The sequence below is a fragment of the Vibrio sp. YT-18 genome, assembly GCF_033337345.1.
Classification (GTDB): domain Bacteria; phylum Pseudomonadota; class Gammaproteobacteria; order Enterobacterales; family Vibrionaceae; genus Vibrio; species Vibrio alginolyticus.
Map to the genome: position 1 here is coordinate 12820 of NZ_JAWOQO010000014.1, position 22635 is coordinate 35454.

Annotated in this window: 20 protein-coding genes; 9 read left to right on the forward strand and 11 right to left on the reverse strand. The window is 45.7% G+C overall.

The window, feature by feature from the left end; all coding sequences use genetic code 11:
- Positions 1 to 66 precede the first annotated feature (66 nt).
- The 3 genes from ettA (at position 67) to R7M72_RS17725 (ending at position 3365) form a co-directional block, all read left to right on the forward strand.
- Positions 67 to 1734, forward strand: coding sequence for an energy-dependent translational throttle protein EttA (gene ettA, locus R7M72_RS17715; protein ID WP_005381894.1), 1668 nt, complete (start codon positions 67 to 69; stop codon positions 1732 to 1734).
- Between the two features lie 230 nt (positions 1735 to 1964).
- Positions 1965 to 2324 (forward strand): PilZ domain-containing protein, encoded by a 360-nt coding sequence (locus tag R7M72_RS17720; RefSeq protein WP_033906113.1) that lies wholly within the window; start codon positions 1965 to 1967, stop codon positions 2322 to 2324.
- Positions 2325 to 2363: 39 nt separating this feature from the next.
- On the forward strand, positions 2364 to 3365 hold the full coding sequence (locus tag R7M72_RS17725) for a M23 family metallopeptidase (RefSeq protein WP_005381900.1): 1002 nt from the start codon (positions 2364 to 2366) through the stop codon (positions 3363 to 3365).
- A 77-nt stretch (positions 3366 to 3442) separates the two neighbouring features.
- Here R7M72_RS17725 and tyrA read toward each other — a convergent pair whose 3' ends face one another.
- The 3 genes from tyrA to nagZ all read right to left on the reverse strand — a co-directional run bounded on the left by tyrA (position 3443) and on the right by nagZ (position 6859).
- Positions 3443 to 4570, reverse strand: a complete 1128-nt coding sequence (gene tyrA, locus R7M72_RS17730; protein WP_206959259.1) for a bifunctional chorismate mutase/prephenate dehydrogenase — start codon at positions 4568 to 4570, stop codon at positions 3443 to 3445.
- Between the two features lie 21 nt (positions 4571 to 4591).
- Positions 4592 to 5668, reverse strand: coding sequence for a 3-deoxy-7-phosphoheptulonate synthase (locus R7M72_RS17735; protein ID WP_005381904.1), 1077 nt, complete (start codon positions 5666 to 5668; stop codon positions 4592 to 4594).
- Between the two features lie 207 nt (positions 5669 to 5875).
- Positions 5876 to 6859, reverse strand: a complete 984-nt coding sequence (nagZ, locus tag R7M72_RS17740) for a beta-N-acetylhexosaminidase (protein ID WP_005381905.1) — start codon at positions 6857 to 6859, stop codon at positions 5876 to 5878.
- 99 nt (positions 6860 to 6958) lie between these two features.
- Here nagZ and R7M72_RS17745 point away from each other — a divergent pair, with 99 nt between their 5' ends.
- Positions 6959 to 8071, forward strand: coding sequence for an anhydro-N-acetylmuramic acid kinase (locus R7M72_RS17745; RefSeq protein ID WP_215810541.1), 1113 nt, complete (start codon positions 6959 to 6961; stop codon positions 8069 to 8071).
- Between the two features lie 36 nt (positions 8072 to 8107).
- Positions 8108 to 9037 (forward strand): N-acetylmuramic acid 6-phosphate etherase, encoded by a 930-nt coding sequence (murQ, locus tag R7M72_RS17750; RefSeq protein ID WP_215810542.1) that lies wholly within the window; start codon positions 8108 to 8110, stop codon positions 9035 to 9037.
- A gap of 51 nt (positions 9038 to 9088) precedes the next feature.
- On the opposite strand, the gene R7M72_RS17755 is transcribed toward murQ, so the two are convergent.
- Both R7M72_RS17755 and R7M72_RS17760 read right to left on the reverse strand, forming a co-directional pair.
- Positions 9089 to 9361 carry a hypothetical protein gene (locus R7M72_RS17755; protein WP_005381911.1) on the reverse strand — a complete coding sequence of 91 codons (273 nt, stop codon included), beginning with the start codon at positions 9359 to 9361 and terminating at the stop codon, positions 9089 to 9091.
- A 114-nt stretch (positions 9362 to 9475) separates the two neighbouring features.
- Complete coding sequence (locus tag R7M72_RS17760) at positions 9476 to 9817, reverse strand: DUF2799 domain-containing protein (RefSeq protein ID WP_005381912.1); 342 nt, start codon at positions 9815 to 9817, stop codon at positions 9476 to 9478.
- A gap of 280 nt (positions 9818 to 10097) precedes the next feature.
- Here R7M72_RS17760 and R7M72_RS17765 point away from each other — a divergent pair, with 280 nt between their 5' ends.
- The 4 genes from R7M72_RS17765 to R7M72_RS17780 all read left to right on the forward strand — a co-directional run bounded on the left by R7M72_RS17765 (position 10098) and on the right by R7M72_RS17780 (position 14751).
- On the forward strand, positions 10098 to 11582 hold the full coding sequence (locus R7M72_RS17765) for a carbon starvation protein A (protein WP_005381914.1): 1485 nt from the start codon (positions 10098 to 10100) through the stop codon (positions 11580 to 11582).
- Positions 11583 to 11775: 193 nt separating this feature from the next.
- Positions 11776 to 13446: a sensor histidine kinase gene (locus R7M72_RS17770; RefSeq protein ID WP_005381915.1), complete on the forward strand. Its 1671-nt coding sequence runs from the start codon at positions 11776 to 11778 to the stop codon at positions 13444 to 13446.
- A gap of 31 nt (positions 13447 to 13477) precedes the next feature.
- On the forward strand, positions 13478 to 14206 hold the full coding sequence (gene btsR, locus R7M72_RS17775; protein ID WP_005381917.1) for a two-component system response regulator BtsR: 729 nt from the start codon (positions 13478 to 13480) through the stop codon (positions 14204 to 14206).
- A gap of 71 nt (positions 14207 to 14277) precedes the next feature.
- A complete protein-coding gene (locus R7M72_RS17780) occupies positions 14278 to 14751 on the forward strand; it encodes a low molecular weight phosphatase family protein (RefSeq protein WP_064368997.1) in 474 nt (157 codons plus the stop codon).
- 46 nt (positions 14752 to 14797) lie between these two features.
- Here R7M72_RS17780 and ispH read toward each other — a convergent pair whose 3' ends face one another.
- The 6 genes from ispH to murJ form a co-directional block, all read right to left on the reverse strand.
- The gene (ispH, locus tag R7M72_RS17785) at positions 14798 to 15763 is read right to left on the reverse strand and encodes a 4-hydroxy-3-methylbut-2-enyl diphosphate reductase (protein ID WP_005381920.1); all 966 of its coding nucleotides are present in this window, start codon (positions 15761 to 15763) and stop codon (positions 14798 to 14800) included.
- Positions 15764 to 15787: 24 nt separating this feature from the next.
- A complete protein-coding gene (fkpB, locus tag R7M72_RS17790; RefSeq protein ID WP_005381922.1) occupies positions 15788 to 16219 on the reverse strand; it encodes an FKBP-type peptidyl-prolyl cis-trans isomerase in 432 nt (143 codons plus the stop codon).
- A 144-nt stretch (positions 16220 to 16363) separates the two neighbouring features.
- Positions 16364 to 16870 (reverse strand): signal peptidase II, encoded by a 507-nt coding sequence (gene lspA / locus R7M72_RS17795; RefSeq protein ID WP_005385948.1) that lies wholly within the window; start codon positions 16868 to 16870, stop codon positions 16364 to 16366.
- A 73-nt stretch (positions 16871 to 16943) separates the two neighbouring features.
- The gene (gene ileS, locus R7M72_RS17800; protein ID WP_154204833.1) at positions 16944 to 19772 is read right to left on the reverse strand and encodes an isoleucine--tRNA ligase; all 2829 of its coding nucleotides are present in this window, start codon (positions 19770 to 19772) and stop codon (positions 16944 to 16946) included.
- Between the two features lie 64 nt (positions 19773 to 19836).
- Positions 19837 to 20772: a bifunctional riboflavin kinase/FAD synthetase gene (ribF, locus tag R7M72_RS17805; protein ID WP_005381933.1), complete on the reverse strand. Its 936-nt coding sequence runs from the start codon at positions 20770 to 20772 to the stop codon at positions 19837 to 19839.
- A 69-nt stretch (positions 20773 to 20841) separates the two neighbouring features.
- On the reverse strand, positions 20842 to 22404 hold the full coding sequence (murJ, locus tag R7M72_RS17810; RefSeq protein WP_005381936.1) for a murein biosynthesis integral membrane protein MurJ: 1563 nt from the start codon (positions 22402 to 22404) through the stop codon (positions 20842 to 20844).
- Between the last annotated feature and the right edge of the window lie 231 nt (positions 22405 to 22635).

The following is a 22635-nucleotide window of genomic DNA, read 5'->3' on the forward strand; positions in this document are numbered from 1 at the left end:
ACAAAAACAAAGCACTTGGTATAAAATGATGGGTTTGAATGACAGTTAATTTAGGAACGATCGGCAATGGCTGAATACGTATATACCATGTCGCGGGTGAGCAAAATTGTGCCACCTAAGCGTCAAATTCTTAAAGACATCTCTCTGAGCTTCTTCCCTGGTGCGAAAATCGGTGTTTTAGGTCTGAACGGTGCAGGTAAATCCACACTGCTACGTATCATGGCAGGTATCGACACGGATATCGACGGTGAAGCGCGTCCACAACCTGGTCTAAACGTAGGTTACCTACCTCAGGAACCAGTATTAGACGAATCAAAAACCGTTCGTGAAGTTGTTGAAGAAGCGGTTGCTGACGTTGCTGACGCTCTGAAACGTTTGGACGCAGTCTACGCAGCATACGCTGAACCAGATGCAGACTTCGACGCACTTGCAAAAGAGCAAGGCGAGCTAGAAGCCCTTATCCAAGCGAAAGATGGCCACAACCTAGAAAATGCGCTTGAGCGTGCGGCAAACGCACTTCGTTTACCTGAATGGGACCAAAAAATTGCGCACCTATCAGGTGGTGAACGCCGCCGTGTGGCTATTTGTCGCTTGCTACTTTCTAAGCCAGACATGCTACTGCTTGATGAACCTACCAACCACCTAGATGCAGAATCAGTGGCTTGGCTAGAGCGCTTCTTAGTGGATTACACTGGTACCGTAGTAGCCATCACCCACGACCGTTACTTCCTAGATAACGCTGCGGGCTGGATCTTAGAACTGGACCGTGGTGAAGGTATCCCATGGGAAGGCAACTACACCTCATGGCTGGAGCAAAAAGACGCTCGTCTACAACAAGAAGCCTCCCAAGAGAGTGCTCGCCAAAAGACTATCGAGAAAGAGCTTGAGTGGGTACGTAAAAACCCTAAAGGTCGTCAAGCGAAGTCAAAAGCACGTATGGCTCGCTTTGAAGAACTGCAAAGCTCTGATCATCAAAAACGTAATGAAACCAATGAACTATTTATCCCACCAGGTGAGCGTCTAGGTGATAAGGTTATTGAAGTGAAGAACCTGACCAAGTCATTTGACGGTCGAGTTCTAATTGATGACCTGTCATTCAGCATCCCTAAAGGTGCAATTGTTGGTATCATCGGTGCTAACGGCGCAGGTAAATCGACGCTATTCAAGATGTTAAGTGGTACTGAACAACCAGACTCGGGCACAATTGAGATGGGCGATACAGTAAAACTAGCATCTGTCGATCAGTTCCGTGACAGCATGGACGATTCTAAAACCGTATTCCAAGAGATCTCTGAAGGTGCTGATATCATTAAGATCAACAACTTCGAAATCCCAGCTCGTGCATACTGTTCACGCTTTAACTTTAAAGGCAGTGACCAACAAAAGATTATTGGTGAACTATCGGGTGGTGAGCGTAACCGTGTCCACCTTGCGAAGCTGCTTAAAGCGGGCGGTAACGTGTTGCTACTCGACGAACCAACCAACGACCTTGACGTTGAAACACTGCGTGCTCTAGAAGAAGCGTTACTAGAGTTCCCTGGTTGTGCAATGGTTATCTCGCACGACCGTTGGTTCCTTGACCGTATCGCTACCCACATCATTGACTACCGTGACGAAGGCCAAGTTAACTTCTACGAAGGTAACTACACAGAGTACATGGATTGGTTGAAGAAAACATTGGGTCCTGAAGCCGCAGAACCACACCGTATCAAATACAAGCGTATTGCGAAGTAATCGCAACCCACAAAGTTTGATTGTAATTTGTACAAAGGCCGCTATCATAGCGGCCTTTGTTTTCTTTGTTATAAAAAGAGCTCATTAGCCCGTCTCGTTCGTTAAGAACATGACATAGCACTTACGTCACTCTGTAGCGACCTCGACACTTTTCAAACAACAATCGAACATTTTTTGTTCGTATTGATATACTATTCAATTCTGTTTGACGACCTGACGAGAATATTCATATGACAGAGAGACGACGCTTTTCACGTATTCTCCATCAAGCTCCAGCTAAGATAGAACAACGTGACTTGGCAATTGAAGCTAGGATTCAAGATCTTTCCTTGCATGGTTTACTCATGAAAGTGGAAGAGACTGAGGCTTTGGATCCAACCCTTCCAGTCCATGTGACTTTTTCATTTGATCAATCCGAACAAGTGATTACGTTAAAAGCGCAAGTTGTGGATCTCTCTAAGTGTGAGATTAGGTTGAAGATCGCTAAGATAGACATCGAAAGCATTAGCCAACTAAAACGATTTATAGAATTGAATGTAGGCAATAACGACCTTCTGAATCGAGAGTTAGAGCACCTCTCTGGTTTTTAGGAGAAAAATAAATGAACGCCTATTTAAGTAACAATAACTATGTCTAAAAAAATCATCATGCAGATCCCGACGAAAGACGGCGATCAGCAGTTCTATTTGGGCCGCAGTTCGGTCCTAGCAGTATTTGCTTCAGTATTGGCATTACCCGCCGTCGTTGGTGGCGCGTGGTACCTTAATCAGCAGCAGATGCACAATAAAGACGAACTAACACAAATCATCGCCAAACTGGAAAGTGAAAAGGCCGAAGTGACGGCTCTTTACGAAGAACAGCTTGATACCAATCATTCGCTTTCCCAGTCTTTGACGGACAAAAACAATCAAATTCAGCTATTGGGCAAACGGGTATTCGACGTTGAATCGGTTTTAGGTCTCGCAGACGAAGAGTTGATGATCGATGAGAACAGCATGGGGTTAGAGGAGCGAATTGACGCAGCCGCTATCGATTCTGCTGTTCGCGCGACGATGTTCCGTTTGATACCAAATGACAGCCCAGTCACATACCAACGTATTTCTTCTTCTTACGGCAGTCGTATTAATCCGATTTCAGGTAAGAGGCATGTTCATACTGGTATCGATCTGACTTGTAAAAGAGGAGAAGAGATCCTGGCACCGGCTGACGGTGTGGTGGAAACCGTTCGCCCGAGCAATCGTGGTTATGGTAACTATGTCACCATTCGTCACTCATTTGGCTTTATGAGCTCCTTTGCTCATCTACAACGCTTCAAAGTGAAAAGCGGTCAGTTTGTTAGTAAAGGCGACATCATTGCTCAATGCGGTAACTCTGGCAACTCCACAGGGCCACACTTGCACTATGAAGTACGCTTCCTCGGACGAGCACTCAACCCTCAATACTTAATGGAGTGGACGCCAGAAAACTTCAATGACGTCTTTGAAAAAGAGAAAAAAGTGAAATGGGGACCTTTGGTTCAATTGATTGATAACGTTGTACGCCTACAAGTCAATTTAACCAATTCACCCTATCGCGATACCAGTATCAACACAGTATCAAGTGAAGATACGAGTAATACTGCGACGAACTGATTTGTCCATCAACACGAAAAAGAGCAGCTTACGCTGCTCTTTTTGTTTCGGACTCTGCACGGCTAAATGACCCGTGATTAGCCGCGATGAATATTATCATTCGCCTGTTTGAGTAAGTTTTGGCTCTCATTCATAAATTGTTGAGAATAAGTACCAAACCAATCACTCACCTGCTTAAAGCTTTCGATGAATCGCGCTTTGTCTCTGCTATCCAGAATCGCTACTGCATCACCTAAACGCTGATGGAATCGCTTGATCATATCGATATTCTCTTGAGAAGAGAAAATGATATCACCGTACAAGTTCGGATCCTGACCAAACAGTCGTCCCACCATCGCCAATTCAAGGCGGTAGATTGGCGAGCTTAACTTCAACAACTGATCGATGTTCGGATTCTCTTTGCTAAGGTGCATACCGTAAGCAAACGAAGTGAAGTGGCGCAGCGCCTGAATCAACGTCATGCCATGATCGTGCTCTTGTGCATCGATTTGGCACAAGCTTGCGCCCCAAATCCCAAACTGTTGCAATAGCCATTGGTAATGCTCGTGACCACGGCCATCACAGTACACAATAACCTGCTTGGCAAGGCTCGGAACATCTGGGCCAAACATTGGGTGCAAACCAACCACAGGACCTTGATGCACATTCAACATTGCTTGCAGAGGCTTCGATTTGATAGAAGTCAGGTCACACAGAATACAGTCTTGCGGCAAGTTCCCCAGTTTTTCGATCACCCCTTCCGTTAGATGGATCGGCACCGTGACCACGACTAAACCCGCGTTGTCTAGAATCTCATCCGCACGATCCCAGTCTTTACTGCCGAGAACTTTGACCTGGTAGCCCGACAATTTGAACATACGCCCAAACAGGCCACCCAATTGACCATTACCACCAATAATAACAACTGAGCGTAAATCAGGGTTCAAACACTTAAAACCGGAATCTTTCTCGCTGGCATAAGACTCACGCATTGTTCGACGCAGAATATCTTCAATAAGCTGTGGAGGAATTCCCATTTTTTCAGCTTCAGCGCGACGAGAAGCTAACATCGCCGCTTCGCGGTCTGGAGCATAAATTGGCAAACCATGTTCGCTTTTTACTTCCCCAACTTTCTCTACGAGCGCTAAACGCTGAGCCAATAGCTCCAACATTTGCTTGTCGACTGCATCAATCTGATCGCGTAATGCGTTAAGTTCAACTGCCATTGATGTTCCTTAAATCCTGTATTAATTAGCCTTTAGACGATTTTCTAAGAAAGGCACTAGCTCTTCATGTGCATGACGTAATAGTGCCTCAGTTGAATCCCAATTGATACATGCGTCAGTGATAGATACACCGTATTTCATCTCTTCAAGAGCTAAGTCAGAAGATTGATTTCCTTCATTGATATGGCTTTCAATCATAAGACCGATAATAGATTTATTGCCTTCACGGATTTGATGAATCACATCCTCCGCGACTAATGGCTGGCGACGGTAATCTTTACGTGAGTTGGCGTGACTGCAATCCACCATTAATGAAGCATCAAGACCAGATTTCGCCATCTCTTGCTCACACTCAGTGACTGATACCGAATCGTAGTTAGTTTGCTTGCCGCCACGTAAGATCACATGTCCATTAGCATTGCCCTGGGTGGTTAACAGTGCGACTTGTCCCTCACGGTTAATTCCCATAAAACGGTGGCTAGAGGACGCAGCTTGCATCGCGTTAATTGCGGTTGCCAAACTGCCATCGGTGCCATTCTTAAAACCGATTGGCATAGACAGGCCGCTTGCCATTTCACGGTGAGTTTGTGACTCCGTCGTACGAGCACCGATGGCTGCCCAGCTAAAAGTATCCGCCAAGTATTGTGGGCTAATTGGGTCTAGAGCCTCAGTCGCGAGCGGGATTTCCATCTCTGCCAGCTCCACCAGAAGTTCGCGTCCAACATGCAGACCGTGTTCAATATCGAAACTGCCGTCTAGGTGTGGGTCATTGATCAGGCCTTTCCAGCCGACCGTGGTGCGCGGCTTCTCAAAGTAAACACGCATAACAATATACAGTTGGTCACTTAGTTGTTCAGAGAGTGCTTTAAGGCGCTTTGCGTAATCCTTCGCCGCTTCTACGTCGTGGATAGAACATGGACCGCATACAACAAGCAGGCGGTGATCCTTCTTGTGAATAATATTAGCGATAGTTTGACGAGACTCTTGAATAAAGCGACGTGCTTTTTCACTCAAAGGAAGCTTGGTTTTTAGTTCCTCCGGAGTAATAAGAACCTGTTCTTCGATAATATTAATATTGCTCAACTCACTTTTCTGCATAACTCTAACCTGTATATTTATTTTTACACCCAACCAAACCCTTGGTGAGACAACTAAGCTTTAACGACAAGATAACAGGCTAAAAAAGAAAAACAAGCGTACAGAATAAAAAACATTTAGTGTGAATTAAAGTTTACAGTTAAATAAAAAGCCAAAGTATAATTAACTTTGGCTTCTCATCGCTGTTTTGAATCTTTTACAAAAGGTTTAGCTAGTCAAGCGTTTCATCGCTTCACTCGCCGCTTTCCACTCTTGAGATAGCTTAAGTTCGCTTGGAGAAAATGACTGTTTTTTTAGTAATCCATCCGCGAGTGGCACGGTTGAAACCGGTAAGTTGTCTAATACCTCAACGTGCGCTTCTCGTTTATTACACATTAACAACATATCGCAACCAGCTCTCAATGCTTGAGCACCTCGCTCGGCTGGGCTGCCCATAATCGCAGCGCCTTCCATGGTCAAGTCATCCGAAAAAACCAAACCTTTAAAACCCAATTGCTGACGCAGGACCTGTTTTAACCAGTATTCAGAACCGCTGGCTGGTTGAGCATCATAATGTGGGAAAATCACGTGAGCAGGCATCATGGCATCTAAAATACCGGCATCAATTTGCGCTTTGAAGATCGCCATATCTTGTTCAAAAATATCACTGCGCTCGTCGTATGGTGTTTCTAGATGTGAGTCTGCAATCACGCCACCATGTCCAGGGAAGTGTTTGCCTGTCGTTGCCATGCCAACACTCTTCATTCCTTGCATATAAGCAGTGCTATAGCGAAGAATGGTATCGGCATCTTCACCGAATGCGCGGTTACCGATCGCTTTACATTGATGGCCTTGGTCAAGTACCGGGGCAAAGCTTAAATCAATATCATGGGCAATCAGCTCTGCTGCCATTAACCAACCGCCCATACGAGCAAGCTCTTCACCATTTTGATGTTTAGCGTACTCATCAGCAGCAGGAATTAATGAGAAACCTTCACGAAAGCGCTGCACTCGGCCGCCTTCTTGATCCACACCGATCAAAAACGGGCGCTTAGCCGCCTTTCGGATGGATTGAGTAAGTGCTTGAAGCTGTTCGCTATCATGATAGTTGCGAGCAAATAGAATTAAGCCACCAACCGTAGGATGCTCCAAGATTTCTTTGTCTTCAGCGGTCAGTTCATACCCCGCAACGTCAACCCATAACGGTCCCATGTTTTCTCCTCAAAATCGGCTGAATATCTCGTATTCGATGAGGTTATTCGCTTCAGATTTGCTTTACAATAAGTGAATGAAGAATTGACGAGATCGGCTATGAAATTTAACGAACTGTACATTGGTGTGATGTCTGGAACGAGTATGGATGGTGTTGATACCGCTCTAGTTGAAATAAGCGATGAGCACGTTCGCCTGATTGCGCACGACGACTACCCAATGCCCGCAGCACTAAAAGACATGCTGTTATCTGTTTGTACCGGTCAAGCAACAAATTTAAAAGCCATAGGTGAACTTGACCACCAGCTCGGCCACCTATTTGCAGATGCTGTGTTACAGCTACTCAATAAGTCTGGTTACGTCGCAGAGCAAATTCGTGCGATTGGTAATCACGGTCAAACAGTATTCCATCAGCCTACCGGAAACTTGCCGTTTACCACTCAATTGGGCGATGCAAACATTATCGCAGTCAAGACAGGCATTGATACGGTAGCGGATTTTCGTCGTAAAGACATGGCGCTAGGTGGACAAGGTGCCCCACTCGTCCCTGCTTTCCATAAAAGCATTTTTGCGATGCAGGATTCCACAATTGTGGTGCTTAACATTGGAGGCATTGCCAATATCTCGGTACTGCATCCAGAACAACCAGTCATTGGCTATGACACAGGCCCGGGCAATATGTTGATGGACGCATGGTGTGCGCTGCATACTGGGCAAAGCTTCGACGAAGATGCACAATTTGCACTTAAAGGAACGGTAAACGCTACTTTGTTGACTCAATTACTCAAAGAAGCTTACCTCGCCATGCCTGCCCCTAAAAGTACCGGGCGAGAACTGTTCAATATTGACTGGCTGCATCAACAACTGGCCCATCACAATTTACCAATCGAAGACGTACAACGTACACTTTGCGAGTATTCTGCAATTACCATTGCCAACGAAGTCGACAAGTTTTCTCATGGCATCACACCTCAACTATTAGTCTGTGGCGGTGGAGCAAGAAACCCGCTTTTGATGCAGCGACTAGCTAAGTTATTGCCACAATGGAGCGTTGCGACAACGGCAGAAAAAGGTGTTGATGGCGATTACATGGAAGCAATGGCGTTTGCTTGGCTTGCGCAGCGCCATATTCACGGCCTCCCTAGCAACTTACCGGAAGTTACGGGGGCAAGTCGTCTCGCTTCACTGGGTGTACTCTATTCAAAAAATTAAGGGCAATATATCCTAAACAAAAAGGCTTAATTCATTATGACGAACGATGCACTTATCGCAGCTTTATCCCATCTGGTATCTGAAGGGCGAAATCCAGACACCATGGACATCGACTTGCTGCCTTCTCTCGATATTGTTCAACGCATCAACCAACAGGACAAACTCGTTCCTCTTGCCGTTGAAAAAGTATTGCCTGAGATCGCTGAAGCCGTTGATAAGATCACGGAAGCATTTAAGGTCGGAGGTCGGTTGTTTTACATCGGTGCGGGTACCAGTGGTCGACTTGGCGTTTTGGACGCTTCAGAATGCCCACCAACTTTTGGCACAGATCCAGAGATGGTCGTTGGTATTATTGCCGGTGGAAAAGAGGCAATGTTCCGTGCAAAAGAAGGGGCGGAGGACGACCCTACATTAGGCGAGCAAGATCTTAAAGAGAATACGCTAACACAACGCGATGTCGTCGTTGGTATTGCGGCAAGTGGACGAACACCTTACGTGATTGGTGGCTTAGAGTATGCGAACGAGCTTGGTGCCACCACTGTAGCACTATCTTGTAACCCTGACTCTCCGATTGCAGATATTGCCGATATTGCGATTAGCCCCGTTGTTGGACCTGAAGCGTTAACGGGGTCCACTCGCTTAAAATCAGGGACGGCACAAAAACTCGTACTGAACATGCTCACTACCGCAAGCATGATTCGCCTGGGCAAAAGTTATCAGAACTTAATGGTAGATGTGAAAGCGACGAATGCAAAGCTAGTTGCAAGAGCGGCTCGTATTGTTATGCAAGCAACAGATTGTACTAACCAAGAGGCTAAAACGGCGCTCAAAGAAACGGACTACGACGCCAAGTTAGCTATTTTGATGATTTTAACCGGGCTGGATAAAGAAAGCGCGACTGAGCAACTGAAAGCCAAACAAGGATATTTAAGAAAAGTCGTGATCGAGCAAGCTAATCAATCTTAATCAATAAAGCGCCTCACTTATTTAAAAGTCAGGCGCCTTTTATGGCTTAATTTAGTAGTTCAATCGTTCAATGTGAGTAATACCGACTTTACCTTCAAGGTCGCTGAACATATGAACCATTGCTGGGTATGGTTGTGCTCCAGGGTAGACAACTTCTGCATTACAGAAAAACGCATAGTTTTGTCCGGCTACGACTTGAGTGGCCACAACCAAAGGGGAGTATTTGACACCGACAAACCCCTCGATACCTTTAGCAAATACTTCTTTATTCTCTGCTGTGAGTTCATGAAATGGACTCCAGCCACCAGCCATTTGCGTTGACATAATGTGATTCCTTTTTTTCTGTGCTCACTATCAAGCAATATGAACATAGTTTAATAAGGAAGATTTTGCCACATTTATGTGATGCAGACAGTGTAACAACGGCTTTATTGACTATTAATTTGAGTATTCATTCCAACCACGTTGCCATTCCATGCGGAATTTTTGCGCTTGCTCAGTACCTTCACAAACCCCTTCGTAATACTGACCAGATAACCCCATTTGATACGCAAAAGCAGGATTACAGTACTCACGTAAACCTTCTAAATAACCTTGGTCGTAGTCACTTTGCTTAACACTACCCAACTCACGAAGCTCGCTCATCGTGCGCGATGTGTGTCCGGTTATGCCATCTTGATATCCGATCTGATGCCAATCTCCCGACTTGGCAAGATCTGCTGTCGTTGCTGTGCATCCTGCAAGTAAAGCCAGTGCCAGACCTACCGTTACCTTTTTCATGGTTCTTCCTTAAGTAATTGTTTTCAAAAATAAGCTTACCACTAATTATTGGCGCTTGCCGCTGAGCTTGCAGATTTAACCACTGATGACTCAAATCAGCCGCTCAAGACTGTCATCAACCTTTCGCCATTTTTAAAAACCGCTCAAGCAGCATATCGACCACTCAGTGCTCTATTCGACCACTCATCTACTAACCGAATGCATTTAACACAAGTGACGCATAACATGCATCCTGAGATTAAAAAATTACCCTACCCAACTAAGACCAAGGACAATTGCTATGATGTGGTTTCTAACCTGTGTCGCAGCCCTAATCGGCGGATACTTCATCTACGGCGCTTTCGTCGAGAAGATTTTCGGCATCAATGAAAAACGCCAAACGCCAGCTCACACCAAATCGGACGGTGTTGACTTCGTTCCAATGTCAACAAAGAAAGTTTACCTAGTTCAACTACTTAACATCGCAGGTGTTGGTCCAATTTTTGGCCCGATCATGGGGGCACTATACGGTCCTGCGGCGATGCTTTGGATTGTAGTCGGTTGTATTTTTGCTGGTGCAGTACACGATTACTTCTCAGGCATGCTTTCAGTGCGTAACGGCGGTGCATCTGTACCTACCATTACAGGTCGCTACCTAGGTAATGGCGCAAAACACTTTATGAATATTTTTGCCATTGTCCTATTGCTTCTAGTTGGCGTAGTGTTCGTTTCAGCCCCTGCTGGCATGATTACTAACCTCATCAATGATCAAACAAGCTTGAGCGTAAGCATGACTACAATGGTTATTGCTATTTTTGCTTACTACATCATTGCGACGATTGTTCCTGTCGATAAAATCATTGGTCGTTTCTACCCACTGTTTGGCGCCCTACTTATCTTTATGTCTGTTGGTCTAATGACAGCCGTTGCTTTCTCTAGCGAACACACAGTAATGGGTGACTTCCAAGTTTCGGACATGTTCTCTAACCTCAACCCAAATGACATGCCGTTATGGCCTGCATTGTTCATCACTATCGCATGTGGCGCTATCTCTGGCTTCCACGCAACTCAGTCTCCACTGATGGCGCGTTGTATGGAAAATGAGAAAAACGGTCGCTTCGTATTCTACGGTGCAATGATTGGTGAAGGTGTTATCGCGCTAATTTGGTGTGCTATCGCTCTGTCTTTCTTCGGCTCTCTAGACGCTCTATCAGAAGCTGTGAAAAACGGTGGCCCTGGTAACGTGGTATACAGCGCATCATTTGGTCTGCTAGGTGTGTTCGGTGGTATCCTTGCGTTCCTGGGTGTGGTTATCCTACCAATTACGTCTGGCGATACAGCGTTCCGTTCAAGCCGCTTGATCCTTGCTGAATACTTCAACATGGAACAAAAAACGCTACGTAACCGTCTACTGATGGCACTTCCACTGTTCGTTATCGGCGGTATCTTAACTCAAGTAGACTTCGGCATTATCTGGCGCTACTTCGGTTTTGCAAACCAAACAACAGCGGTAATGATGCTTTGGACTGCGTCCGCTTACCTACTGCGTCACAACAAGCTGCACTGGATTACCACTATCCCAGCTATCTTCATGACCACGGTATGTGTCACGTTCATCTTAAACAACAGCTCGCTAGGTTTTGGTCTGCCAATGCAACTATCAACTATCGTAGGTATTGTGTTTGCCCTAGCTGTGACAGGTTACGTTATCAAAACCTCTAAGGGTAAAGGTGAAACTGAACTGGCTGACGAAGAGAAACCACAAGCCGTATCAGAAACAGCGTAATACTCGTCACATCTGAGTGACTAAGATAGGAGCCTGCCAATTGCAGGCTCTTTTTGTTTTATACCCAAGTCACTTTAAGGTTCAGAAAGCACAGCGCAGCATCATTTACTTAGCTGTTCTTATCTATCTGAGCCAAGCATCTTGAGGTTACTTAGGTATACAATAACAACATTGATTCTAGGTTAGGTTCACTATGGAACTGGTCATCTCCCTTTTACAACAGATGTGTGTGTACTTAGTTTTGGCTTACATGCTAAGTAAAACGCCAATCATCTTACCTTTGCTGAGTATTTCTTCGCGCTTAAGCCACCGCCTAATTTGTTACGTACTCTTCTCTGGCTTTTGTATTCTCGGCACCTATTTCGGTCTGCACATCAACGATGCTATTGCCAATACTCGTGCGATCGGCGCAGTTATGGGCGGGCTGTTTGGTGGACCTGTTGTAGGTTTCGCCGTCGGATTTACTGGTGGCATCCATCGATACTCTCTTGGTGGCTTTACTGACCTAGCCTGCGCAATTTCAACCACCGCCGAGGGCGTAATTGGTGGCTTGCTCCACGTTTACCTTATCAAGCGAAATAAAGGCGCATTGCTGTTTAATCCAAGCGTCGTATTCAGCGTCACGTTTGTTGCAGAAGTGGTGCAAATGATTTTGCTGCTCGCCGTCGCGAAACCTTTTGATCAAGCCTATGAACTGGTGTCCGCTATTGCAGCGCCTATGATCATCGCGAACTCATTTGGTGCGGCGTTGTTCATGAGTATCCTGCAAGACAGAAAAGCAATCTTTGAAAAGTTTTCTGCGACGTTTTCGCGTCGAGCGCTCACCATTGCTGATCGCTCAGTGGGAATTCTAAGCAACGGCTTCAACACCGAAAACGCAGAGAAAATCGCACGTATTATTTACGAAGAAACCAAAGTGGGCGCTGTCGCGATTACTGACCAAGAAAAGATCTTGGCGTTTGTGGGCATTGGCGATGATCACCATAAACCGAACACGCCGATTTCATCGCAAAGCACATTAGACTCCATGGAGAAAAACGACATCATTTATCTTGATGGTGCGGAGCGTCCATACCAATGCTCCATTGCAAAAGATTGCAAGCTCGGATCTGCGCTGATCATCCCACTGCGTGCAGGGAAAGAGGTCATTGGTACCATAAAGCTGTATGAACCGAAGCGTAAATTGTTCTCGACGGCCAACATGTCGATGGCGGAAGGAATAGCCCAGCTTCTATCTAGCCAAATCCTTTATGGCGATTACCAACAACAACAAGCCTTACTCGCCCAAGCAGAAATAAAATTGCTTCACGCTCAGGTGAATCCACACTTTTTGTTTAATGCACTCAATACTATTAGTGCGATTACTCGTCGTGACCCTGACAAAGCGCGCGAGCTAATCCAAAATTTATCGCACTTCTTCCGCAGCAATTTAAAGCAGAACATTAATACCGTGACGCTAAAGGAAGAGCTTGCACATGTGAACTCGTACTTGAGCATCGAAAAAGCGCGTTTTACGGACCGCTTAGAGGTTGAAATCGATATTCAACCTGAATTGCTGGACATCAAATTACCAAGCTTTACACTCCAGCCTTTGGTTGAGAATGCCATTAAGCATGGCATTTCAAACATGCTTGAAGGTGGTAAAGTTCATATATACAGCGAAGCACACCCACAAGGTCACTTGATTACCGTCGAAGACAACGCAGGCAGTTTTGAACCGCCAAAAGAAAACCACTCAGGGCTAGGTTTAGAAATTGTCGACAAACGTCTCACTAATCAATTTGGACGTGATGCAGCGCTAAAAATTACGTGCGAGCCACATCAATTTACTAAAATGAGCTTTATCATTCCCCCAAAATCATAAAAGCACGCTGAAGCAATAAAGGTAATGTTGGATGTTAACCGCACTCGTCATTGATGATGAACAGTTTGCTCGTGAAGAGCTAGCAGAGTTACTGGATGAAACAGGCCAAGTTGAGGTCGTGGGCGATGCCTCAAACGCAATCCTTGGCCTAAAAAAAATCAATGAACTCAAGCCTGATGTGGTGTTTCTCGATATCCAAATGCCTCAAGTCACGGGGATTGAATTACTTGGAATGCTTGATCCAGAAACCATGCCTTATGTGGTTTTTGTCACGGCTTATGATCAGTATGCGATTCAAGCATTTGAAGACAATGCCTTTGATTACTTGCTCAAACCTGTCGACCCATGCCGGTTAACTAAAACGGTCAAACGACTAAACAAAGTCATTAGCCAATCCGCCCTAACGCAACAACTGTCTGCTATTACACCTGACACGTTGGATCAGATACCGTGCATCGGACACAACCGCATCGTTATCATGGCCACCGACACGGTGGAATGTGCTTACAGTGATATCAGCGGCGTGCATGTACGCTCCACCAGCCAAACCGCGAGCACCCAACTGACATTAAAAACGTTGGAAGAGAAAACCCCTCTAGTCCGCTGCCATCGTCAATACTTAGTCAGTATTAAAGCGATTAGCGAAATCAAGTTACTGGAAAATGGGTTAGCGGAAATCATCACCAAAACAGGCTTTGAGATACCAGTAAGCCGCCGCTACTTAAAGGTGCTCAAAGAGATGCTCGGCATTAGCCACTAACACAAAAACTTCACACATCATCGCTGAATTTCCGCTAACGTATAAATAGGACGCTCTGAAAAGACGAGGCGATGATGTATAAAGTTTTATTCATATGTAAGCACAACGCTGGACGAAGCGTCCTCGCGGAGTCAATCGCAACCAATATCCTGTCAGCAGATTTTAGTGTCACCAGTGGAGGCTCACATCCCACAGGCAAGGTGCACCCAGTGGTGCAAAAATATTTAGATGACCACCAACTCCCCATTCCGCATATCCACACACATTCATGGGAGGAGCGAACTCAGTTTCTTCCCGACATCGTTATTATTCTCTGTGATTCTTTACATCAAGAAACCGCTCCTCAGTGGCTTGCGGGGGGTGTTCGAGTAAACTGGCAAGTTGATGCTTTTCCGACCGATGGTTCTGATGAAGACATGTACGCACATTGCGAAAAGGTTGCTCAATCGCTTGAGCGAAGAATCACGAAGATGTCTGATATGATTATCGATGGTTTAGGAAAAGACCAAATTCGTGATTACCTAAATGAGTTAAGAGAGATGTAAAAAAGGCGACCCACAGGTCGCCTTTTGAATATTCGATAAATGGAGACTAATCCACTTGCTTGATTTGCAGTTCTTTAGGTACTTCAAAGAACATATTCTCTTCACGGCCAAGTACTTCATCAACCGCTTCGGCACCAACGAGTTCTTTGATTCGCTCTAGAATCTGATTAACGAGCTCTTCCGGAGCAGATGCTCCCGCAGTCACGCCGACCTTTGTTTTGCCTTCGAACCACTCAGGTTTGATATCTTCCGGACAGTCGGTTAAGTAGCCAGGTGTCCCTAGCTTTTCAGCTAGCTCTTTAAGACGTGTAGAGTTTGATGAGTTTTTAGAACCCACCACAACCATCACATCTACGTCACCAGCTAATTCACGTACGGCATCTTGGCGGTTTTGTGTCGCGTAACAGATATCGTCTTTACGTGGACCTTGGATATCTGGGAACACGCGGCGTAGCTCTTCGATAACATCGGCAGTTTCATCGACAGAAAGCGTCGTTTGGCTTACGTAATGAAGATCGGATGGATCTTTCACAATCGCCTTCAGTTTCTCAACATCGGCCGGAGTTTCAACCAAGTACATACCACCGGTTTCACTGGCGTATTGCCCCATCGTACCTTCGACTTCAGGGTGACCTGCGTGACCAATCAGAACCACTTCCATATTACGACGGCTCGCACGCGCCACTTCCATATGCACTTTAGTTACTAAAGGACACGTTGCGTCAAATACGGTCAAATCACGCTGCTTGGCTTCCTGACGAACTGCCTGCGATACACCATGAGCGGAGAAAATCACAATGTTGTTGTCTGGCACTTCGTGCAGTTCTTCAACGAAGATAGCACCACGCTGTTTTAGACCTTCAACCACAAAACGGTTATGCACCACTTCATGACGCACATAAATCGGTGGCTGATACATCTCTAGCGCACGCTCTACGATGCTAATCGCGCGGTCAACACCAGCACAGAAACCACGTGGGTTAGCTAACAGGATTTTCATTTCATTGCTCATGGAAGTTATCTTTTATTTGGTTCGCTATTCTACTGACAAAATTTCAACTTCGAAAGTCACGTCTTGTCCCGCTAGAGGATGGTTGAAGTCCACAGTGACTGAATCGCCTGCAATCTCTGTAATAATGCCCGGGATTTCCATGCCATCAGGGCCACTGAAGGCCATGATTGTACCAACTTCCACTTCTGCATCACCTACAAATTTAGTGCGATCCATATAGTGAATATGATCAGGGTTTGGCATACCAAACGCGTCTTCTGCCTTTAGCTCAATCGCTTTTTGTGCGCCTGTTTCGAGGCCTATCAAGCACTGCTCAAAGTTTTCACTCAAGCTGCCATCACCCATAACAAATTTCGCTGGTTTACCCATGTTATGAGTACTATCTGCAACCGATCCGTCTTTCATTTTAATCGTAAAGTGAAGGGTTACTACCGATTCATTGGTTATTGTTGTCACGTTAATGCTTCCTTGTTCTTGGGTTATTACGCTGTCAGCTTGGTCTTTTTATACATTGATATGCTGATTGGCGCTCCAACATAATAAAAAGCGTCGCTCGAATCAACGGACGACGCTTAGGGTTATTCGATATACCGCAAAAGATTACTTGTCAGCGTCTTTTTTACGGAAGCCATCCAGAATAATCATTGCCGCACCAATACAGATCGCCATGTCAGCAAGGTTGAATGCTGGCCAGTGGTAGTTACCCCAGAAGAAGTCTAGGTAATCAACAACAAAGCCATGAACGACGCGGTCAAACACGTTGCCCACTGCACCACCAATAATCAGTGCATAAGCAATGTTGTTCCATTTTTCTTTTGCTGGAAGCTTACTCATCCAGTAGGTCAAAAGACCCGTAACAACAAACGCGATACCTGTAAATAACCAGCGCTGCCAACCAGCTTGATCGCTCAAGAAGCTGAAAGCGGCACCGTAGTTATGAACGTAAAGTAGGTTGAAGAATGGCAACACCTCAATTCGGTTTGCCCATCCGTAGCCCATGTTGTCCATCACCACCAATTTGATGCCAATATCTGCAATAAATACCAGAATTGCTAACCACAGCCAGCGAACTCCAGATTGCTTTAACGTCAGTGCTTTTTCACTCATTACTTTACCTACAAACAGCCCCAGTAAATACTGGGGCTGTTAATTTTAAAAAAAGTTCAGTCGTTCTAGGCAATTACGCGAATTTACGTACTTCACCTTCGCCGTCTACGTTAGACACACAACGACCACAGATTTTCTCGTGACCTTCAATTGTGCCTACGTCTGGCGTGTGGTGCCAACAACGATCACACTTCTCGCCTTCAGCTGCTGCTACTTCAACAAATAAGCCTTCGATATCCGTCGCTTGTGCTGCATCAGTCTTCTCACCCAGAGGCTTAACTTTCGCAGCAGAGGTTAGTAGAACAAAGCGCAGTTCATCTTCAAGTTTGTTGATCTTCGCCGCTAGTGCGTCATCAGCAAATAGAGTCACTTCAGCTTGTAGTGCACCACCAATGGTTTTCTCTTTACGCGCATCTTCTAGAAGTTTGTTAACCGCACCACGAACCGCTTGGATCTCAGTCCAGAATTCGTTGTTCAGCTCTTCACCTTCAGCAAGACCGAATAGGCCGTCGAACCACTCACCAGTGAATACGAACTTGTCGCGTTGACCTGGCATTTCGTTCCAGATTTCATCTGCAGTGAACGACATGATTGGCGCCATCCAACGAACTAGCGCTTCTACGATGTAGTAAAGCGCAGTCTGACAGCTACGTTGAGCGTTGCCGCCACGTTTTGCTGTGTACTGACGGTCTTTAATTACGTCTAGGTAGAAAGAGCCCATTTCGATTGAACAGAATTGCATTAGACGCTGAGTCACACCGTGTGTGTTGTACTCTTCGTATGCTTTAACGATCTCTTCTTGTGCTGCTAGTGCACGACCAACCGCCCAGCGATCTAGCGCAACCATCTCTTCAACAGGAACGATGTCTGTTTCAGGGTTGAAGCCGCTCAGGTTAGCTAGGAAGAAACGCGCTGTGTTACGGATACGACGGTACGCATCTGCGCTGCGTTTTAGGATTTCATCAGAAACCGCAACTTCACCAGTGTAGTCTGTTGAAGCAACCCATAGACGAAGAATGTCAGCACCTAGCTTGTTAGTTACGTCTTTTGGCGCAACCACGTTACCGATAGATTTAGACATCTTACGCCCCTGACCATCAACCACGAAACCATGTGTCAGTACTTGTTTGTAAGGCGCTTCGTCTTTCATCGCGATAGATGAAATTAGAGAAGACTGAAACCAACCACGGTGCTGGTCAGAACCTTCTAGGTATAGGTCTGCACTATTGCCGTTGTACTCTTCACGAGCATCAACAACTGAGAAGTGAGTGACACCAGAATCGAACCATACGTCTAGCGTATCTAGTACTTTTTCGTATTGGTCCGCGTCAGCACCTAGTAGTTCAGCTGCATCGACATCCCACCATGCTTGAATGCCTTTCTCTTCAACCAGCTTCGCGACTTTCTCGATCAGCTCTAGCGTGTTTGGATGAAGTTCTGCTGTTTCTTTATGAACAAACAGAGCAATTGGCACACCCCAAGTACGTTGACGAGAGATACACCACTCAGGGCGACCTTCGATCATACCTTCGATGCGGCTTTGACCCCACTCAGGCATCCACTCTACATTCTTGATTGACTCTAATGCTTTAGCACGTAGGCCAGCTTGGTCCATAGAAACGAACCATTGAGGTGTAGCACGGAAGATGATTGGGGTCTTATGACGCCAACAGTGTGGGTAGCTGTGCTCGTAAGCGTGGTGGTGTAGTAGTGCACCTTTTTCTTTTAGTACTTCTACTACTGCATCGTTCGCTTTAAATACGTGCTGACCAGCAAATAGCTCTGTATCTGGTAGGTAAACACCGTTTGAGCCAACTGGGTTTGCTACTTCTAGGTTGTACTTGTTACCAACCGCGAAGTCTTCTTGACCGTGACCAGGAGCAGTGTGAACAACACCAGTACCTGAATCAGTCGTAACGTGATCACCAAGGATCGCCGGTACAGTGAAATCGTAGAATGGGTGTTGGAATTGAGAAAGCTCTAGGTCCGCACCTTTAGCAAAGCCAAGGTTGTGGAAGTGCTCGATACCCGCACGGTCCATTACGTCTTTCGCCAGCTCAGCAGCAACGATGATACGCTCGGCGTTGTCGCCTTCTGTTTGGATAAGTACGTACTCTAGATCATCACGTAGACATACTGCGCGGTTTGCTGGCAGTGTCCAAGGTGTTGTTGTCCAGATAACGATAGATACGTCACCGTGACCTTCATGACCTTCTGTCAGTTCAAATTTAGATAGCAGTGCCGCTTCGTCAGCCGCTTTAAAACGAACGTCGATAGATGGCGATACTTTATCTTTGTATTCTACTTCCGCTTCAGCAAGAGCAGAACCACAGTCTGTACACCAGTGAACAGGTTTGAAACCTTTTAGCAGGTGACCATTGCTTGCGATCTTACCAAGAGCACGAATAATGTTCGCTTCAGTTGCGAAATCCATAGTGCGGTATGGCTTGTCCCACTCACCCATGATACCAAGGCGTTTGAAGCTCTCTTTCTGACCTTCAACCTGACCTGCTGCGTATTCACGACATTTCTCGCGGAATTCCGCTGCTGTCACTTTTTGGCCTGGCTTACCTACTTTCTTCTCTACCATTAATTCGATTGGTAGACCGTGGCAGTCCCAGCCTGGGATGTAAGGTGCGTCAAAACCTGAAAGTGTTTTGGATTTAATAATAATGTCTTTAAGAATCTTGTTTAGTGCGTGACCAATATGAATGTCACCATTTGCGTAAGGAGGGCCATCGTGCAATACGAATGACTTTTTGCCTTTCTTAGCTTTACGGATTTCACCGTAAAGATCTTCTTTGTACCAACGCTTAAGCATTTCTGGCTCACGATTGGCCAGGTTGCCGCGCATTGGAAACCCTGTTTCAGGTAAGTTCAGGGTATCTTTATACTCACTCATCGATTCTTAATTCCGTTATATTGGGCGAAAATTAGACATTATGTTGAACGGTGGAATAAACCGCTCAACGCTTAAGCTGACGCAGCCACACCCTTGCTGCTTCAGCATCCAATTCGATTTGTTGTTTAAGTGCTTCAAACGACTCAAACTTTTGCTCATCTCGAAGTTTATGCAAAAGTTCCACTTCTAGTTGCTTGCCATATAAATTGGCATGAAAGTCGAATAAGTGCACTTCTAACTGTTGGCGAACACCATTGACGGTTGGTCTTTGACCAATATTAGCAACACCACCAACTGGCTTATTTCCTAAGCCAAGCGCTTGAACAACATAGACTCCGGAAACCGGAGAAACACAGCGTTTCAAAGGAATATTTGCAGTAGGGAACCCAATGGTTCGACCTAGCTTTCTTCCGTGAGAAACACGACCGCTGATGCTGTAGTTTCTTCCCAGCATCTGTTGCGCGGAATGCAAATCGTCACGCGCCAGCGCTTGACGGATAGCCGTACTGCTGACACGTAATTGTTGTAAACAAAAGCTCTGGGTACTTACGACATCAAAGCCGTATTTTTCCCCTGCTTCCTGCAGCATTGCAAAGTTACCTGTACGGCCTTTGCCAAAGCAGAAATCATCACCAACGACAAGAAACTTAACACCCAAACGCTCGACCAACAAGTCACGGATAAACTCTTCCGCGGTTAAACTTGCAAAATGGCGATTGAAATTGACACACAGTAAGCGGTCAATATCGAGCTTACTCAATTGCACGAACTTATCGCGTAATCGCGTCAACCTTGCAGGTGCCTTGTCTTTGGCAAACAGCTCCATCGGCTGAGGTTCAAAGGTCATCACAACAGAAGGCAAGGATAGCCTGTCCGCTTGCTCAGACACTTGCTGCAATACTTGTTGATGGCCTTTATGGACACCATCGAAATTGCCAATAGTCAGCACACAACCATGATGTCGCGGGTTGATATTGTGAATGCCTCTAATCAGTTCCATTGGATACTGCTTTCTGCCTCTGTTTTACTTTACACTGTGTGAAACTGACGGATTATATACTAATCACCCTCAGTCTGTCCCAGCTTTTAGGTCTTTTAAACGCGCACCAGTTAAAAATAGAACCACTAGGTAAACTACGGCTCCTAAACCGATCAACATCCCTAGCACCGCGCTTCGGTGAGCAAAGCTCCAGCCCAGCCATACTGACATATCTTCCAGTTGCCATAAGATTGCCGCCACCATCGCCGCGCCAGCAATAGCTAAACGTATAATAAAGAAGACGGTTCGCTTAGTGATTTGGTATACCTCTGCGATGTGCAGGCCACGATACAGCAGTGCCATATTCACAAATGCCGATAGTGCCGTCGCGATAGCCAAGCCAACGTAGCCATAGAAGTACGCAAAAATTGCATTAAATACCATGTTGGTCACCATCGCAATGATGCCGTATTTCACTGGCGTTTTAGTGTCTTGACGCGAGTAATAACCCGGAGCGAGCACTTTAATCAGCATAAAGTTCAACAAGCCTGAAGCGTAAGCAAAGAGTGACAATGATGCTTGATGTACGTCTTGTGGCGAAAACTCACCTCGCATGAATAACACCATCAACATAGGTTTTGCCAGTACCATCAAACCAAGCATTGCAGGAAGGCCAAGTAAGATCACCATGCGCACCCCCCAGTCCATGGTTTGTGCGAATCCTTCATTTTGTGCGTCAACATGTTTGCGTGATAATGCTGGTAAAATCACCGTTGCAATAGCAATACCAAACAGACCTAACGGGAATTCCAACAAGCGATCTGAATAGTACAACCAACTGATCGAACCGGTTTGCAGAAAGCTGGCAATAAAAGTATCAAACAACAAGTTGATTTGGCTTACCGACACACCGAACAAAGCAGGAATCATTAAGGTTCGGATCTTCACCACGCCCGGATCGCGCCAGCCCCATTTCGGCTTAACCATAACCCCCGCTTTAATAAGGAAAGGGATTTGAAATAAGAACTGAACCAAACCACCAAGGAAAACACCGATGGCAAGGCCAATCTCTGGCTGTGACATCTGCGGCGAGATAAACCATGCTGCCAAAATGATCATTACGTTGAGGAAGACGGGAGTAAACGAAGAAACCGCAAACTTACCTAGTGTATTGAGAATGGCTCCCGATAGGGCAACAAAAGTGATGAACCATAAATAAGGAAAGGTAATCTTGAGCATCACGCTAGCAAGTTCGAACTTCTCAGCCGCGGGACCACCATGCATCCAGTCTAGGAACCAACCAAAACCAAACAGTGCAGTCACCACTCCGGAACCTAGAACACCTAAGATGGTAACAATTGAGACTATCACCCCTAATGTACCCGCCGCACGAGCAATGAGCTCCCGAGTTTTATCCATGTCGCCTTGAGCATGGCTTTCCGTTAAAACAGGTACAAACGCTTGGGAAAAAGCACCTTCAGCAAACAAACGTCGTAAAAAATTAGGAATTTTATTGGCGAAGAAAAAGACGTCTGCGCTTGCTCCTGCCCCCATTAAATTTGCCACTACAACATCACGAACTAGGCCAAGAACGCGGGAAATAAATGTCATAGCACTGACGATCATGCCAGACTTGAGTAGTCGTTTACTCACTGTAACCTCGGAATATCACCATAAGACAGCTAACCCTATACTGTTTCTCTGACAGGTGCTGCAAATAGACGTCAAAAATCTATCCGCGGGTTGTAAGGAATAAGTGTGCCTTTCGCGGATAATTATTAGCATTGGTATAAAAATGCTGTTAGAATCCCCGCCATCTTAACCGCGATAACCTCTCTTACCAAAATTTGTTTTGGCTTAGATCGGTTTTTGCACAAATCATTT

Bases quoted from the DNA above. Each gene is read 5' to 3' on its own strand.
- nagZ (WP_005381905.1), bottom strand. From the start codon at position 6,859: ATGGGACCGTTATGGGTTGACGTTGCGGGGTATGAACTGACCGCTGAA.
- R7M72_RS17755 (WP_005381911.1), bottom strand. From the start codon at position 9,361: ATGTCAACGCAAATGGCTGGTGGCTGGAGTCCATTTCATGAACTCACA.
- R7M72_RS17745 (WP_215810541.1), top strand. From the start codon at position 6,959: ATGAAATTTAACGAACTGTACATTGGTGTGATGTCTGGAACGAGTATG.
- ileS (WP_154204833.1), bottom strand. From the start codon at position 19,772: ATGAGTGAGTATAAAGATACCCTGAACTTACCTGAAACAGGGTTTCCA.
- tyrA (WP_206959259.1), bottom strand. From the start codon at position 4,570: ATGGCAGTTGAACTTAACGCATTACGCGATCAGATTGATGCAGTCGAC.
- ribF (WP_005381933.1), bottom strand. From the start codon at position 20,772: ATGGAACTGATTAGAGGCATTCACAATATCAACCCGCGACATCATGGT.
- R7M72_RS17765 (WP_005381914.1), top strand. From the start codon at position 10,098: ATGATGTGGTTTCTAACCTGTGTCGCAGCCCTAATCGGCGGATACTTC.
- ispH (WP_005381920.1), bottom strand. From the start codon at position 15,763: ATGAGCAATGAAATGAAAATCCTGTTAGCTAACCCACGTGGTTTCTGT.
- R7M72_RS17780 (WP_064368997.1), top strand. From the start codon at position 14,278: ATGATGTATAAAGTTTTATTCATATGTAAGCACAACGCTGGACGAAGC.
- btsR (WP_005381917.1), top strand. From the start codon at position 13,478: ATGTTAACCGCACTCGTCATTGATGATGAACAGTTTGCTCGTGAAGAG.
- lspA (WP_005385948.1), bottom strand. From the start codon at position 16,870: ATGAGTGAAAAAGCACTGACGTTAAAGCAATCTGGAGTTCGCTGGCTG.
- R7M72_RS17760 (WP_005381912.1), bottom strand. From the start codon at position 9,817: ATGAAAAAGGTAACGGTAGGTCTGGCACTGGCTTTACTTGCAGGATGC.
- R7M72_RS17720 (WP_033906113.1), top strand. From the start codon at position 1,965: ATGACAGAGAGACGACGCTTTTCACGTATTCTCCATCAAGCTCCAGCT.
- murQ (WP_215810542.1), top strand. From the start codon at position 8,108: ATGACGAACGATGCACTTATCGCAGCTTTATCCCATCTGGTATCTGAA.
- R7M72_RS17735 (WP_005381904.1), bottom strand. From the start codon at position 5,668: ATGCAGAAAAGTGAGTTGAGCAATATTAATATTATCGAAGAACAGGTT.
- ettA (WP_005381894.1), top strand. From the start codon at position 67: ATGGCTGAATACGTATATACCATGTCGCGGGTGAGCAAAATTGTGCCA.
- R7M72_RS17725 (WP_005381900.1), top strand. From the start codon at position 2,364: ATGTCTAAAAAAATCATCATGCAGATCCCGACGAAAGACGGCGATCAG.
- R7M72_RS17770 (WP_005381915.1), top strand. From the start codon at position 11,776: ATGGAACTGGTCATCTCCCTTTTACAACAGATGTGTGTGTACTTAGTT.